We start from the raw sequence: 15,023 nt of genomic DNA on the forward strand, positions 1-15,023 counted from the left end.
ACATACTTTTTAAAGCTATACTTCACCTTAAGACATGCGATAAAACACACAGGCATTTTTCGCACTGATGACCTTTCAGGTTCCAGCACGTCTTAACTATTTGCTACGGTGTTTATGCGCACCACACTCGATGCGTGACACCGATAAAAACTGATTGGATAACAATGTCCTCACTTCCCAACCACATGCGCTTTGCGCTACCCAAAAACATGGCCAAGAGCGGCTGCGCCATCACCCTGGCGGGCGCCATGCTCTTGCCCCTCTCCCCCGCGTTTGCCGCACCTGCTACTCCGGTAGCTGCCCAGGCTGTTGCACAGGGTGAGGTTCAGGGTGCTCAGCGTCTGCAGGTTACCTCCGGCACTTTTGACATTCTCAAGGGCGGCAACGTGACCGTTAGCGGCTCCGGTTTCTCCAAGGACTTCGTTGAAGGCAAGTCGTTCCGCCTGTACGTTGTTCCGAAGGGTGAAAGCGTTGCTTTCCCGCCGCACCGCCCGCGTGATTACCCGTTCTATGTTCAGGATGTTCCCGCCTCCGCCTTTGCGGCTGACGGCACCGTGAACCTGACCGCTTCTATCGGCGCTAACTATCTGGAGGCCAATGGCTCGTCCTTCGATGTTGTGCTCGGTTACCGCGATGACGCTGAAGACGGCTGGATTCCCGCGGATGAAGTTCGTGCTGAACTGAAGGTTGCGGATGTTCCCGCCGTTGATTCCCCGACTCTGTCGTACGACGCTTCGTCGGTGAATGCTTCTGAGAACACTAAGGTCACCGTGAACGGTGCCGGTTTCCAGAACATTTCGTACAACGGTAGCGAGTCGCTAATTGTGGCGGTTCGTGCGGTTGATCCGGCGACCGGTAAGGCGACCGGCCCCGCGCTGGCTCAGTCGGAGGCTAAGTTCACCTCTTACTCTGCTTTCTTTGGCCAGTACATGGGTTACACTAACGGCCGTTTCTCGACGGTTCTGGACATCCCGGCGGGCACCCTGAAGTCCGGCAGCTCCTACGTTGTGCAGACTTTCGAGTTCAACGTTCCGGAAGATAACGATGAGGCGAACAGCCAGGCGCTGAGCACTCAGGCGTTTGTTCCGGTGAACGGCGAGAACGCTAAGACTGCTTCGCCTTCGGTTTCCCTGAGCACTGACACGGTGGATCTGAGCTCTTCGACCACTATCCGTGTGAAGGGTAAGGACTTCAAGGTTCCGGCTGGCGCTACCGTGAACGTTCTGTTCTCTGAGGCTGAGGCTGACGGCAACCCGACCGGTGAGGCTCTGGATAGCATCACTCTGAACTCTGACCGTGTGGCAACTGGCGCATTTGAGACCACCGTTAACGTTGACGGCACCAAGCTGGATGAGGATAGCCGCTACGCTATTTTCGTAACCATTAACTACGCAGATGGTCAGCGCGAGCGCATCGCTGCCGATTACCTGACTCTGACCGGTGAGTCTGCGAACAAGAAGGCTCATGAGCGTTTCGCTGATGTTCCGGCTGCTCACGCGAACCACAAGGCTGTTCTGTGGGCTGCTGATCAGAAGCTGATTGATTCTCGTGAGAAGGATTGGTTCGGCGTTAATGATGATGCGACCCGCGGTGAGCTGACTGTTGCGCTGTACCGCCTGGCTGGTTCCCCGAAGGTTACCCTGCCGGCTACTAGCCCGTACCCGGATGTGAAGACCGATGACCCGAACTACACTGCGTACATTTGGGCTCGTCAGAAGGGCATTACTTTCGGCTGGTCTGATGGTAAGTTCCACGCGAATGCGTCTGTTTCTAACGCTACTGTTGCGGCGTTCCTGTACCGTTTCGATGGTAAGAAGCCGGTTGTTGCGACTGAGGCGCCGTACACCGATGTAAAGGTCGGCTCTGCGTTCTACCGTGAGATTACTTGGGCTAAGCAGCAGAAGCTACAGGTTTTCCCGGGCTCTGAGTACCACCCGTCTGCGCTGGTGAGCCGTGGTGAGCTGGCTGGTTTCTTGATGAACTACAAGGTCCGCTAGGGCTCTATAAGGTTCACTAGGGCTTTATAAGGTTCGCTAGGACTAGTCTCTAGGGTCTATGGATTATGCCGGGCTGGCGGCGATGAAACGTTGGTTTTATCCCGCCGGCCCGGCTTTTCTGTGCCATTGCGGGGTGTTTATGAGGTGACTGCAAGGTATCTGTAGGGGCGCGTGCGGGACTGTCGCCCGGTGCTGTTCCGCGGTTTTTCGAGGTATTTTTGCCGGTTGCCACGCTAGTGTGGGCTGTACCGCATGTGGGGCGCACCTCATGCGGTACCCGCTATTGGGTGGATTTTTGGGGTGCTCCACTCCCCTTTTTCAAGAATGTTCCATGGAGTGTAAATTAATATTTTTCAAGCTGTGGTTTATGCTTAGGACTGTTGCGCCCCCTTGGTGCGCGCCCGTTTCCGGTTGGGTGCGTAGAACTAGAGGGAGCCCATCACACACCGATACATCAACCACATCGAGGATTCATGTCCCAGGATTTTAAGCAGCCGACTAATGCTGCCCATAATTCTTCTGCACCTCTGCTGGCGCCGGAGGGCACCCCCGAGGCTTCTTCTCAGGATGCCGCTAAGAAGCGTAAGCGCCGCCGTATTGAGCTGGCTGTTGGCGCTGTGGCGTTGGCGGGTGTTTTGTATCTGCCGTTCTCACCTCTTTTCTCTTTTTATGATTCGTCGGAGGCGCGTCTTTCTTCGGCGGATACTGCTGCGCCGGTAGCTGCTTCGGTGCCTGCTACCTCCTCTCCTCTGGCGTCGAGTTCTTCGACACAGGGCCCGAAGATTCTGCGTCCGTCCGTGACCGCGCCTGATGCGAACACTATGTTTGCTGATGCCCCTGAGGATTCTGCGTACTATGCGGGTATCCGTTGGGCTGTTCGCACTCAGACGATGGAGCCGCTTTCTGAGGACCACTTTGGTGCTGAGGATCCGGTGACTCGTGGCGAGTTGATCACCATGTTCTATAAGCTGGCGGGTTCGCCGGCGGTAACCCGTCCGGAGCATTCGCCGTATGCGGATGTTGATGAGTCTGACCCGAACTATGATGCGTACCTGTGGGCGCGTCAGGAGCGTATTACGTCCGGTTGGGTTGATGGTAAGTTCCATGCGGAGGCGCGCCTGTCGAACGCTTCTGCTGCGGCTCTTCTGTACCGTGCTGATGGTGCGCAGAAGATTCAGATGTCGGGTACTTCCCCGTTTAGCGATGTTTCGTCTGCGACTCCGTTCTACCGTCAGATTGTGTGGGCGTCTCGCCATGGCGTGTCGACGGTGTCTGAGGGTAATGCTTTTGAGCCGACGGCTCAGACCTCTCGTGGTCGTGTTGCGATGATGATGTACCTGTACTTCCGCACTTCCTAGTTTTTGCACTTCCTAGTTTCTGTGCTTTGTTTTAGCGCTTTGCTTTAGCGTGTTTGGCGGCCCCGCACTCTTGTTTGGGAGTGCGGGGTTCTTTTTTCGGGCTTTAGCCTGCTGGGCTCAGTTTTTAGCGGCTGGTCAACCTGGGAAAACCCTCAGAACCTTCAAGTCTCTATTGAGTGTTTCCTGACATCTGTTCAGCCCTTTGATAGGGTGAAATTGTCCCCGAAACTGACGGGGATATTCGACCACTTCTCATTGGGTTGGCGCAGATTCGACGAAGATTTCTCACTCCCCTTTTAGAAACTGCATTGGCGCGATGGGTTCGACCAATAAGGAATGATTATGTCCGCTCTTCCGAATTTCAAGGCTTCGTCCTTCTTCCGTGCAGCACGGGGTTGCGGTGCATTGGCGCTGGCTGGCGCGATGATTCTGCCGATGTCTCCTGCGCTTGCTCAGAATGTTGCCGCGGATACTCCTGCGGCGGCTGTTGCTGGTTCCCTGCCGGATGATCGCGTCCGCGAGAATCCTGTTGCTACTTCTGATGAGTTCGCTCCTCATTGGAGCTACAACGCTTTGAAGGATACCGGTAACGATCAGGTTCTGAACTTCTCAGGTTGGGGTTTCAACGGCGATATTAACTCCCCGAAGGGTGTTCAGATTGTTGTGCGTGAGAAGGGCTCGAACACCCCCGTCCTGGCTATTAGCGACATCATCGAGTACAACGACCCCGAGTATGCGTTCCAGTACCAGCATGGGCTCCTCAACGGTAACGTTAAGATTCCCGCTAACACCCTGAATAAGGCAAAGCAGTACGTTGTCGAGGTATGGGGCAACAACGGCTACCAGGAGGGTAGCGAAGACCTGGTGACCCCCGTTGTTGGCAAGGCACCCGAGGGTCGCGGTACTCTGCTCGCTTCTCAGACGCTGAACTTCAATGGTTCTGACGGCACGACGGCTGCGGATGTTCCGGGCGCTAAGGCCACCCAGGAGGACGCTCCGACGTTCGAGGTTCTGTACGACGGCAAGGCTCAGTTGCTGTACACCTTTGAGGGCGGTACCGTCCACGTGAAGGGTTCGGGTTTCACTAAGGAGTGGCGTGAAAAGCACGGCAAGGTGGCGGTTTACCTGGCCGCTTCTCAGGGTGTTCCCGACGGTAGCCTACTGCCCGCTGATGATACGCCGCTGCGTTTTGAGGAGGGTAAGGACTTCACCATTGCTGAGGACGGCACCCTGGATGCTCAGCTGACGGTCAAGCCGGACGTGCTTCAGCGCTACTATGAGCCTCGCTACTACTTCCCCGGTATCCCGACTTACGATGTGCGTTACGAGGTTGACCTGGTTGCTGAGCAGCAGGGTCAGCCCCAGCTGACCATTGAGGATCTGTGGGCTGGCAAGAATGTGATTCGCCGTATTGCAGTGCAAACTCAGGCGTTCCGTCCCAGTCCGTTTGCCCCCAAGGTGGAATACAAGGCTCTTGGCGATACCACCACTGATCAGGACATTTACTTCTCGGGTACCGGTTTCTACGGTGAGATTCACTCCGTCAAGGGTGTTCAGTATGTAATCCGTGAGAAGGGTTCGAACACCCCTGTTCTGGCGACCAGCGACATCATTGAGTACAACCACCACGACCGTGCCTTTGAGTATGTGAACGGCGTAGTGAACGGCACCGTGAAGGTTCCGGCTAACACTTTGGATGCTTCGAAGAAGTACGTGGTGGAGGTCTGGGCTAATGACGGCTACAGCGAGAGCGGCGAGTTCCTTGCCCCCGTTGTGGGTAAGGCGCCCGAGGGTCGCGGTGAGCTGTTGGCTTCTCAGGACCTGAATTTCAAGGGCTCTGACGCTGTTGAGGATAAGAAGCCTAGCTTGACCGATGAGCAGCGCAAGGAACGCGCTACCCGCGGTGAGCTGGCGGTGGCTCTGTACCTTCAGGCTGGCGCGCCCGAGGTGAAGCTGCCTGAGACGTCGCCCTGGCCGGATGTGAAGACTGACGACCCGAACTACGCTGCGTACATTTGGGTTCGTGAGAAGGGCATCAGCTACGGCTGGTCGGACGGCAAGTTCCACGCGGACGCTGGTATCTCGAACGCTACCGTTGCGGCGTTCACTTACCGTGCGGCGGGTTCTCCTGCGGTGACGGGTGATTCTCCCTATGTGGATGTTAAGCCTGGTGCTCCGTTCTATCGTGAGATTCTGTGGGCGAGCCAGAATTTGCCTACTGTGTACGGTGGTCACTATTTCATTCCTAAGCAGCTGCTGACTCGCGGCCATCTGGAGACTGTTCTGACTGCTTTCCAGTCTCGATAAGCTGGCTCGCTAAACTGGCTCTGCTTATCGACTAGTCGCACGAATAACCCCGTGTTCCCGAGTGGTGTTTCTATTCGGGAGCGCGGGGTTCTGTTTTCGGGGTTTGGCTTGCTGAGTTTGGTTTGCTGGGCTCATTTTTTAGTGGCTGGTCAACCTGTGAAAACCATCAGAACCTTCAAGCCTCTCTTGAGTGTTCTCTGACATCTACCTGAGGGTTTGATAGGGTGAAAATGTCCCCGAAACCGACGGGGATACTCAACCACTTCTCATTGGGTTGGCGCAGATCCGACGGAGATTTCTCACCCCCAGAAACCCTATGAACCTGCATCATCCCGGTGGGTACGACCCGTTAGGATGATGCATGTCCCCGCTTCCGAATTCTAAGTCTTCTTTCCTCCGTGCGGCTCAGGGTTGCGGCGCACTGGTGCTGGCTGGCGCTATGGTTCTGCCGATGACTCCGGCACTCGCCCAGGATGCGGCACCTGTTGCTAATGCACCGGCGGCAAATGCTGTGACCCCCAAGCCGGCTGCTCAGGATGCAGCGGCACAGCCGACGTACTCCACTGATTATGACGGTATTCTGTACACCGGCGAGGGTGGCACCGTGACCCTGAAGGGTGCCGGTTTCACCAAGCAGTGGCGTGAGCAGCACGGCACCGTTGTCTTCTACATTGCTGCTACGAAGGACCGCCCCGGTAACGCTGAGCCTTCCACGTCGATGCTCCGTTTTGAAGAGGGTAAGGATTTCACCATTGCCGATAACGGTACTTTTGAGGCAAAGCTGACCGTCAAGGCTAAGGCGCTGGAGAGTTTCTACACTCCCATCGATTATTTCCCGGGTATCACCCTGGATGAGGTGCGTTACGAGACGGGTATTTTGACCGAGGCTAAGGGCCAGCCCCAGTCGAGCATTGAGGATATTTGGGCTCGCAAGAACGTTATCGCCCACCACCCGATGTACACCCGCGCTTACCATCCGCAGGTCCTGGCACCTAAGTGGAAGTATGATGCTTTGAAGGACACCACGAAGGATCAGGAGTTGCTGGTCAAGGGTGAGGGTTTCGTTGGTGAGGAGTTGCCTGGCCGTGAGGGTGCCATGTACGTGATTCGCGAGAAGGGCACCGGCACCCCCGTCCTGGCGATGAGCGATATGAAGTCCTACTATGAAGGTCCCGATGGCGTAACCCGCCTGGAGGGAGGCACTCTTTACCGCACCATCAAGATCCCCGCAAACACCCTGGATCCGTCTAAGCAGTACGTCATTGAGGCGTGGAGCGACTACGACTACGACCTCACCAAGAAGGACAGGCCCCTCATCACCCCGATTGTGGGTTTGGCGCCGGAGCACCGCGGTGTTCTTATGGGCCGTCAGGATCTGAAGTTTGAGGGTGTTCAGGACTTCGCGGATGCTACTGCGCCCGCGCGAGAATACAAGACCTTCACCTCGAAGCTCACCTACCAGGAGCAGCAGCAGCGCGCTACTCGCGGCGAGTTGACTGCGGCGCTGTACGCTCAGGCTGGTAGCCCCAAGGTGAACCTCCCGGCAGTCTCCCCCTGGCCGGATGTGAAGACCACCGACCCGAACTACACCGCTTACGTGTGGGCTCGTCAGAAGGGTATTACTTTCGGCTGGTCTGATGGTAAGTTCCACGCGGATGCCGGTATTTCGAACGCTACGGTTGCGGCGTTCACCTACCGTGCAGCGGGTTCCCCGGCGGTATCAGGTGTGTCTTCCTTTACCGATGTGAAGCCGAATTCTGCGTTCTACCGTGAGATTCTGTGGTCCACTCAGCAGTATGTCATTAATCCGGATTTCGGCTCTTTTAATGCGACGGACCTGGTGAATCGTGGTCAGTTGGAGCAGATGCTGTTCAATTTCCAGAACCGCGCTAAGTAAGGCGGACTAGTTCTACGCTGAATACCCCGTGTTCTCGAGCAGGTTTTCTGTTCGGGCACACGGGGTTCAGCTTTTACCGGCTGATCAACCTGTGAAATGTCTCAAAACCTTCAAGCCTCCCTTGAGTGTTCCCTGACATCATTTGGAGGGTTTGATAGGGTGAAAATGTCCCCGAAACCGACGGGGCTTCCAACCATTTTTCTCATAGGGCGTGCAGATTCAACGGCGAATTCCCTACCCGCCGTTGATTCCGCAGAGCTCTGCGGGAAACAACTTTAAGGATGTGCTATGTCCTCGCTTCCGAACTCTAAGTCTTCTTTCCTCCGCGCAGCTCAGGGTTGCGGCGCGCTGGCGTTGGCTGGTGCTATGGTTCTGCCGATGACCCCGGCGCTGGCTCAGAATGCGGCTCCTGCCGCTGATGCCGCCGTTGTTGCCGCTACCCCGCAGGCGGCCAACCAGGTCGCTGCGGCTACCCCGACCCTGGATGTGTCTCTCCCCAATGGTTACAACTACGACGGCGTAAACATCTTCCTCGTAACGACCGAGGGCGGTACCGTCCATGTGAAGGGCGCGGGCTACACGAAGGAGTGGCGCGCCCAGCACGGCACCGTAGCGCTGTACATTGCTCCCGCGAACTACGCGCCCTCCGGCTACGAGATTCCGACTTCGAAGATGTTGCGCTTTGTGGAGGGTCAGGACTTCACCATTGCCGATGACGGCACTTTTGAGGCTGATCTGAAGGTTGAGGCGTACAAGCTTGCCGCCTACTACTTCGTTGATGACGATTACGCCCAGGATCCGACCGGCGGCACCAAGTATGATGTCCGCTACGAGATTCACGTGGTTGCTGAGCAGAAGGGTCAGAAGCCGCTGACCACTCAGGAGCTGTGGACCAGCAAGAACGTGGTGAGCACTCAGGTTCTGAATACTCTGGGTAAGAGGGCAGAGCCGTTCGCACCACGTCTGGGTTACAACGGTGTGGCTGATCCCGCAAAATCGCAGGATCTGAACGTTGGCGCTCAGGGTTTCCACGGCAATATCGACTCCGTTAAGGGTGTCCAGTTCGTGGTTCGTGAGAAGGGCTCGAACACCCCGGTTCTGGCAACCAGCAACATCATCGAGTTTGACCACCCCACCGAGTCTTCGGCGTACCGTGACGGCAACCTGTACGGTAACGTGCATCTTCCGGCGAACACTCTGAATGCTTCGAAGAAGTACGTGATTGAGGTTTGGGCTAATGACGGTTACAGCGAGACGGGCGAGCTGCTCGCACCGGTCGTGGGCAAGTCCACCGAGGGCCGCGGTACCCTGCTCGCATGGCAGGACCTGGACCTGAACGGCACGAACGGTTACAAGGATGCGAACCTGCCCAACGCTCAGGATCCCAAGAAGGACGACGATCAGAAGCCTGCTCCTTCTGATGAGAAGCTGAAGACCCCCGCAACTCGCGGTGAGCTCGCGGCTGCCCTGTACATCCAGGCGGGCACCCCCGAGGTGAAGCTGCCTGAGACTTCCCCCTGGCCGGATGTGAAGACCGACGACCCGAACTTCCCGGCGTACGTGTGGGCTCGTCAGAAGGGTATTACCTTCGGCTGGTCGGACGGCAAGTTCCATGCTGATGCCGGCATTTCGAATGCTACCGTTGCGGCGTTCGCCTACCGTGCGGCTGGTTCTCCTGCGGTGACGGGCAACTCTCCCTACAGCGATGTGGCTCCGGGTTCGGCGTTCTACCGTGAGATTCTGTGGGCTCAGCAGAACAAGGTGGTGCTGAACGCTAGCGGCGCTTTTGACGCTCAGCACATGGTGACTCATGGTGAGCTGGAGACTCTGATTGAGGCGTTCCAGGCTCGCGCTAAGTAAGGTCGTTTAGCCCGCCCGCGTCCCCCTCGGGTTTTACCTTGAGGGCGAGTGCGGCGCATCGGATAGTTCTCTGAATCCCCCGTGTTCCCGAATGGTTTTCTGTTCGGGGGCGCGGGGTTCAGCTTTTAACAGCTACCGCGGTGTGAGATTTCTCGAAACCTTAAAGTATTCCTTGAGCGTTTCCTGACAATCGTTCAACGCTTTGATAGGGTGAGAATATCCCCGAAACCGAGGGGGATTTTCAACCACTTTTCTCATGGGGCGTGCGCAGATTCAACGGTAGATTCCCTACCTACCGGCGAGCTCGCGAAGCCCCGGAGAAACAACTTTAAGGATGTCTCATGTCCTCGCTTCCGAACTCTAAGTCTTCATTCTTCCACGCGGCCCGCAACTGTAGCGCGCTCGTACTGGCGAGCGCGATGGTCCTGCCGCTGACCCCGGCGTTAGCCCAGGACGCAGCGCCCACCGCAAACGCGCCCGTTGCTAACGCACCGACTGCCAATACCCCCACCCCTGCAACTCAGGACGTCGCGGATGAGCCGTCTTTCACCGTTGTCTATGAGGATTACTACTACCAGGACGGCCGTGACGTCTTCGAGCAAGAGGGCGACGGCCTGTACACCGGTGAGGACAGTAAAATTACGGTTCTGGGCACCGGCTTCACCAAGGAGTGGCGCAAGCAGCACGGCAAGGTAGTCATCTACATCGCGCCCGAGGAGAACGTCCCCTACAACGCCCATCAGGTGACCGATACCCTCTTGCGGTTTGAAGAGGGCAAGGACTTCACCATTGACGATGACGGCACCTTTGTCGCCCCGCTGAAGGTTGAAGCTAATACTTTGCCGAGTTACTACACTCTCACGGAGTATTTCCCGGATATGACTCTGGACAAGGTGCGTTACGAGGTTGGCATCCTTGCCGAGCCCGAGGGCCAGCCGCAGTCAACCGTTCAGGATATCTGGGCTCGCAAGAACGTTGTGACGCATCACGGTCTGAGCACCAATGATTATCATTTCGATACCTTCGCACCTAAGTTGAAATACGACGCTTTGAAGGACCCCACGAAGGATCAGGAGCTGCTGATTCAGGGTCAGGGCTTCGTAGGGACTGACATCCCCGGTGCTGAGGGCATGATGTACGTCATTCGCGAGAAGGGCACGGGTTCCCCCGTCCTGGTCATGAGCGAGATGAAGCATTACGTCCAAGGCGATGATGAATACGAGACGAGCCTGGAGGGAGGCTTCGCTTTCGTCAATCTCAAGATTCCCGCGAACACGCTGGATCCGTCCAAGCAGTACGTCATTGAGGCGTGGAGCGACTACGGTTACCCCAGCAAGACGGATAAGACTCTCATCACGCCGATGGTGGGTTTTGCCCCGGAGCACCGCGGCGTTCTTTTGGCGCACCAGGATTTGAAGTTTGAGGGTGTCCAGCGGTTCACGAATGCTTACGTACCCGTAGAGGAACGTATGTACTTTTCGACATCGCTGAACGACGAGGAACAGAAGCAGCCTGCCACCCGCGGTGAGCTGGCTTCCGCCCTTTATGAGATGAAGGGCAGCCCCAAGGTGGACCTTCCTGAAGTCTCTCCGTGGCCGGATGTGAAGACGGACAATCCGAACTACGCCGCCTACATTTGGGCTCGTGAAAAGGGCGTTACTTTCGGCGGACCTGACGGAAAGTTCCACGCGGAGGACGGTCTCACGAATGCAACCGTTGCCGCAATGATTTACCGTGCGTCTGGTTCACCGGAAGTATCGGGTGTTTCGTCCTTCCCGGATGTTACGCCGGATTCCGCGTTCTACCGTGAGATTCTGTGGGCTACCCAGCAGAATGTTATTACTCCCGAGACCGGCATGTTTGAACCGAATCATGCTGTGACCCGCATTGAATTGGACTGGATGTTGTTTTATTACCGGCATCGTGTGCTGAACCCTATCACTACCGGCCTGTATCGCATTGCTAACTAAGTAGGCCAGGTAACTAAGTAGGCCGGGCCGGTTCTAGCCCGGGTACCTCGTCACAACGGACGGGGTGCCCGGGCTCTTACGCGCTGAGGGAATCCGCGCGGATTCTTCTAGAGTTCTCGCCCCTAGAATTCTCGCCCTAGAGTTCCCACGCGGGGGCTGCGGCGGTGCTTGCCGAGCGCGCATCCTGACCGGTTGCCACGCCGGTGGAGACGGTGAAGTCCCACGGGTCGCTGTTGAGTGCAGACAGCTTCGTTTCGATGGTGAAACCGCGCTCAGCGAGCAGGGCGCGCAGGCGGTTTGCCGCCGACTGCAGCCAGAGGGATTCGCTGGCGGCGTGGGAGCAATCAATCAGGGCGATGTTACTGCCGTCGACTCGTGCGGTTTCGCGGAATTCGCTAGCGGGGTGGTGACGCAGGTCGGCGGTAATGTACACCTGCGCGTCGGTGGCGCGTACCGCGTCGAAGAGAGAGTCACCGGCACCACCGCAGAGGGCGACGCGGCGGATCGGCTGGTCGGCACGTCCGGCGATGCGCAGGCCACCGGCGGTTGCGGGCAGTGCCGCTGCGAGGCGTTCTGCAAGCTCCTTGAGGGTGATTTCTTCGGGCAGGGTGCCGAGGCGGCCGGTGCCTACCGCGTGTTCCTGCTCGTCAAGTACCTGGGTTTGCGCTTCGGTGAGCGGTTCGCGGTCAATCAGACCGATAGCGTCACAGAGTGCTTCGTTCACACCTTCGACGGCGGCATCGGCGTTGGTGTGCGCGCCGAGCAGGCCGCATCCGCCTTCGATGAGGGTGTGCAGAACGTTGCCTTTGTAGTCGCTGTCGGGGATGAACTTTGCGCCGCGTAGCAGCAGCGGGTGATGGGTGATGAGCAGCTGCGCGCCTTCGGCTACAGCTTCTTCAGCGGTGGCGGTGAGGGCGTCTACTGCGAAGAGGACGGTGCTCACTTTAGCGGCGCCACGTCCGGCGACGAGGCCGGATGCGTCCCATCCGGCGGCGAGCTGCGGCGGGAAGAGCGTGTGGAAGGCGTCGACGACTTCTGCGAGGGTGGGGGTTTCTAGTTTTTCAGTCATACCTCTATTGTGGCAGGTGGCGCGGCGGCAGCTCAGGAATATTATGCGGCTCGGCGGTGTTCTTCAGGTAGTGTGGTTTTATAGTTCAAGGAGGAATCATGACTGATGTTGTTCTTGCCGGCGGCTGTTTCTGGTGCCTGGATGCGGTGTACCGCCAGTTCCGCGGGGTTGAGGAGAGCGTCTGCGGCTACACGGGCGGCGATACTCCCGACCCTGATTATCGTTCGGTGTGTTCGGGTGCGACCGGGCATCAGGAGGCGCTGAAGCTCAGCTTTGACCCGCAGGTGATTGACCTGGATACGGTGCTGGATATTTTCTTCACGAGCCACGACCCGACTAGCTGGGATCGTCAGGGTGCGGATACCGGTTCGCAGTACCGTTCGGTGCTTTTCTACGCGGATGAGCAGCAGCGTGAGGCGTTTGAGCGTGCGGTGGCGCGTGCTCAGCAGCTGTACTCCTCCCCCATCGTTACGGAGATTAAGCCTCTGGGCGTGTTCTATGAGGCTGAGGAGTATCACCAGAATTATTACGCGTTGAATCCGGCGCAGGGTTATTGTGCGTTTGTGGTGAGCCCGAAGGTGGCTCATGCGCGCCGTAATTTTGCGCATCTGCTCCGTTAGCTACTCCGTTAGTCGGTGCGTCCGGTTCAGTTGAGGCGTATTACGTTGTTCACCCCGTAGCTGTCTTTTGTTGTGTGGCAGCTATGGGGTGTCTTCATATGCGCCCGGCTATTTGTTGTTCGCCGGTGTTTTACGGTTGCTATAAGGTGCGCCCGGTATGATGGGGGTGTCGACTCACTCCCCCTCGTCCGTTGACCTCTTCGAAAGACTGCTGATGACAAGCTCCTCTTCTAAGCCCGTCGCCTTGAGCCGCCGCGCCGTGTTGGGTGCGGGCGGTGTTGGTCTTGCCGCTGTGTTGTCTGCGTGTGCGCGTACGGTGCATCCGCCGGTTGCTACTGCTGAATCTGAATCGGCGAGCGCGAGTGCTTCGGTGAGCCCGTCTGCTTCGCCGGCGTTGCCGTCTGCGAATAAGTCGTATAAGGGTAAGGTCACGTTCGATAACTTTGAGAAGAACGGCGAGTACGTTCCTGCCACGGCTGAGAAGAAGGCGCAGAACGTGCCCAAACCGCTCATGCCGGAGAAGGTGCAGGAGCTGAGCATTGACGGTATTTATGCGCTGATTGGCTATTGGATTTCTAGCTTTAATTATTTGGCGTTGACGGGTGATATTGAGCCGTTGAAGAAGACGGACCCGAGTAGCGAATACTATAAGGAGCTTGAGCCGATGGTTAAGCTCTATGAGACAGGGCGCGGCTGGATTTACGATACGAGTGAGCCGATGTCTGTGTACCTGATGACGGACACTCCCACGCAGGTTGAGGGCGACCGTATTCGTTATTTCTGGCGTGCTCGTTCTCTGGTTGACCAGAATGCGAAGAGGCATCTGACGGAGGGGGACAACCGCGATAAGTCGCTGGCTAGGGCAGAAGATTCTCAGGGGCAGGCGATGAGGATTGTTGTGGAGTATAAGGAGGGTGCTTGGTTTATGAGCACTCAGAAAGATAAGGATGCTGATAAGAGCACGGAGTCTGCGAGCCCCTCAGCGTCCTAGTGCACTAATTGCAGCTTTTTAGACCTTTCTTCGCAAAAGGATATAGGTAGTGGTATTTGATATCCATTCATGTGCTTAGGGTATAATGATGGTGTCAACTCACTCTATTTCCTTTGTTGACTTCTTTTGAAAGGCTGATTATGACGAGCCCTTCCCCCACCTCTGTTGGTATGTCCCGCCGCGTGGCACTGGGTGCAACCGGTGCCGGCGTACTGGCTGCATTGACTGCGTGCGCTAGCGATATTCGCCCGCTGGCTGATGGCTCGGCGTCTAACTCTACTTCCGGTTCTGCTAGTGCATCCGCGAGCGCTTCAGCTAGTGCCTCACCCAGTGCCTCGGCTAGCGCTTCGCCTTCTGCTTCTTCCGGCAAGCATTATAAGGGCCTCGTGAAGTTCGATAACTTCGAGAAGAACGGCGAGTACGTTCCGGCAACCGCCACTCATAAGGCGCAGAATGTGCCGAAGCCTCTCGTTCCGGCGAACATGAACGAGCAGAACGTTGACGGTATTTACGCGTTCGTTGGTTATTGGTTGGCGAGTTCCAACTATCTGCTGATGACCGGCGATACTGAGCCGCTGCAGAAGGTTGAATCTGCGGATTCACTGCAGAATTACCAGAATTTGACGGTTGCCTATGAAAATAATGCGGGCTGGCTCTACGGTGTGGATAGCCCTATGACTCTTGAGTTGCTTTCTGATTCACCACAGAAAATTTCCGGTAGCAGAACTCGTTATGACTGGTTGGCGTACATGAACTACAGCGCCGATATGAAGATTCACATTGAAGGCAGCCCTGATGAACCTTTCATGGAGGATAGTTCGCGGGAACTGACGAAGGTTAGTGTGGAGTACAAGGACGGTAAGTGGATTATGGTCAGCAGTGAGGATGGCTCTTCTGCGACTGACTCTGCCGGCGGGTCTTCTTCTGTCTAAGCACCTACCCTATAGGTAAGGT

The 15,023-nt window shown here is 56.8% G+C and carries 10 protein-coding genes; 9 read left to right on the top strand and 1 reads right to left on the bottom strand.

What is annotated here, in order from left to right; translation table 11 throughout:
- Positions 1 to 164: 164 nt before the first annotated feature.
- The 6 genes from LPB405_RS00995 to LPB405_RS01020 all read left to right on the top strand — a co-directional run bounded on the left by LPB405_RS00995 (position 165) and on the right by LPB405_RS01020 (position 11,389).
- Positions 165 to 1,997 (top strand): S-layer homology domain-containing protein, encoded by a 1,833-nt coding sequence (locus LPB405_RS00995; RefSeq protein WP_219101592.1) that lies wholly within the window; start codon positions 165 to 167, stop codon positions 1,995 to 1,997.
- A 473-nt stretch (positions 1,998 to 2,470) separates the two neighbouring features.
- The gene (locus LPB405_RS01000; RefSeq protein WP_219101594.1) at positions 2,471 to 3,355 is read left to right on the top strand and encodes an S-layer homology domain-containing protein; all 885 of its coding nucleotides are present in this window, start codon (positions 2,471 to 2,473) and stop codon (positions 3,353 to 3,355) included.
- A gap of 342 nt (positions 3,356 to 3,697) precedes the next feature.
- Entirely contained in the window at positions 3,698 to 5,662 is a 1,965-nt protein-coding gene (locus tag LPB405_RS01005; protein WP_219101596.1) for a gluconolactonase, read from the top strand.
- A gap of 361 nt (positions 5,663 to 6,023) precedes the next feature.
- On the top strand, positions 6,024 to 7,559 hold the full coding sequence (locus LPB405_RS01010; RefSeq protein WP_219101598.1) for an S-layer homology domain-containing protein: 1,536 nt from the start codon (positions 6,024 to 6,026) through the stop codon (positions 7,557 to 7,559).
- Positions 7,560 to 7,847: 288 nt separating this feature from the next.
- On the top strand, positions 7,848 to 9,419 hold the full coding sequence (locus LPB405_RS01015; RefSeq protein ID WP_219101600.1) for a gluconolactonase: 1,572 nt from the start codon (positions 7,848 to 7,850) through the stop codon (positions 9,417 to 9,419).
- Positions 9,420 to 9,760: 341 nt separating this feature from the next.
- Entirely contained in the window at positions 9,761 to 11,389 is a 1,629-nt protein-coding gene (locus LPB405_RS01020) for an S-layer homology domain-containing protein (RefSeq protein ID WP_219101602.1), read from the top strand.
- Between the two features lie 136 nt (positions 11,390 to 11,525).
- On the opposite strand, the gene LPB405_RS01025 is transcribed toward LPB405_RS01020, so the two are convergent.
- The gene (locus LPB405_RS01025) at positions 11,526 to 12,458 is read right to left on the bottom strand and encodes a Nif3-like dinuclear metal center hexameric protein (RefSeq protein WP_219101604.1); all 933 of its coding nucleotides are present in this window, start codon (positions 12,456 to 12,458) and stop codon (positions 11,526 to 11,528) included.
- Positions 12,459 to 12,556: 98 nt separating this feature from the next.
- Between LPB405_RS01025 and msrA the strand changes: the two genes are divergently transcribed.
- The 3 genes from msrA (at position 12,557) to LPB405_RS01040 (ending at position 15,001) form a co-directional block, all read left to right on the top strand.
- The gene (msrA, locus tag LPB405_RS01030; RefSeq protein ID WP_049345412.1) at positions 12,557 to 13,078 is read left to right on the top strand and encodes a peptide-methionine (S)-S-oxide reductase MsrA; all 522 of its coding nucleotides are present in this window, start codon (positions 12,557 to 12,559) and stop codon (positions 13,076 to 13,078) included.
- A 214-nt stretch (positions 13,079 to 13,292) separates the two neighbouring features.
- Positions 13,293 to 14,069 (top strand): DUF6318 family protein, encoded by a 777-nt coding sequence (locus LPB405_RS01035; RefSeq protein WP_065423899.1) that lies wholly within the window; start codon positions 13,293 to 13,295, stop codon positions 14,067 to 14,069.
- A 140-nt stretch (positions 14,070 to 14,209) separates the two neighbouring features.
- Positions 14,210 to 15,001 carry a DUF6318 family protein gene (locus tag LPB405_RS01040; RefSeq protein WP_044150520.1) on the top strand — a complete coding sequence of 264 codons (792 nt, stop codon included), beginning with the start codon at positions 14,210 to 14,212 and terminating at the stop codon, positions 14,999 to 15,001.
- Positions 15,002 to 15,023 lie beyond the last annotated feature (22 nt).

Source organism: Rothia mucilaginosa, assembly GCF_019334805.1.
Classification (GTDB): domain Bacteria; phylum Actinomycetota; class Actinomycetes; order Actinomycetales; family Micrococcaceae; genus Rothia; species Rothia mucilaginosa_C.

Excerpts from the sequence above, each read along its gene's own strand:
- msrA (WP_049345412.1), top strand. The coding sequence starts at position 12,557 with ATGACTGATGTTGTTCTTGCCGGCGGCTGTTTCTGGTGCCTGGATGCG.
- LPB405_RS00995 (WP_219101592.1), top strand. The coding sequence starts at position 165 with ATGTCCTCACTTCCCAACCACATGCGCTTTGCGCTACCCAAAAACATG.
- LPB405_RS01010 (WP_219101598.1), top strand. The coding sequence starts at position 6,024 with ATGTCCCCGCTTCCGAATTCTAAGTCTTCTTTCCTCCGTGCGGCTCAG.
- LPB405_RS01025 (WP_219101604.1), bottom strand. The coding sequence starts at position 12,458 with ATGACTGAAAAACTAGAAACCCCCACCCTCGCAGAAGTCGTCGACGCC.
- LPB405_RS01040 (WP_044150520.1), top strand. The coding sequence starts at position 14,210 with ATGACGAGCCCTTCCCCCACCTCTGTTGGTATGTCCCGCCGCGTGGCA.
- LPB405_RS01020 (WP_219101602.1), top strand. The coding sequence starts at position 9,761 with ATGTCCTCGCTTCCGAACTCTAAGTCTTCATTCTTCCACGCGGCCCGC.
- LPB405_RS01005 (WP_219101596.1), top strand. The coding sequence starts at position 3,698 with ATGTCCGCTCTTCCGAATTTCAAGGCTTCGTCCTTCTTCCGTGCAGCA.
- LPB405_RS01000 (WP_219101594.1), top strand. The coding sequence starts at position 2,471 with ATGTCCCAGGATTTTAAGCAGCCGACTAATGCTGCCCATAATTCTTCT.
- LPB405_RS01015 (WP_219101600.1), top strand. The coding sequence starts at position 7,848 with ATGTCCTCGCTTCCGAACTCTAAGTCTTCTTTCCTCCGCGCAGCTCAG.
- LPB405_RS01035 (WP_065423899.1), top strand. The coding sequence starts at position 13,293 with ATGACAAGCTCCTCTTCTAAGCCCGTCGCCTTGAGCCGCCGCGCCGTG.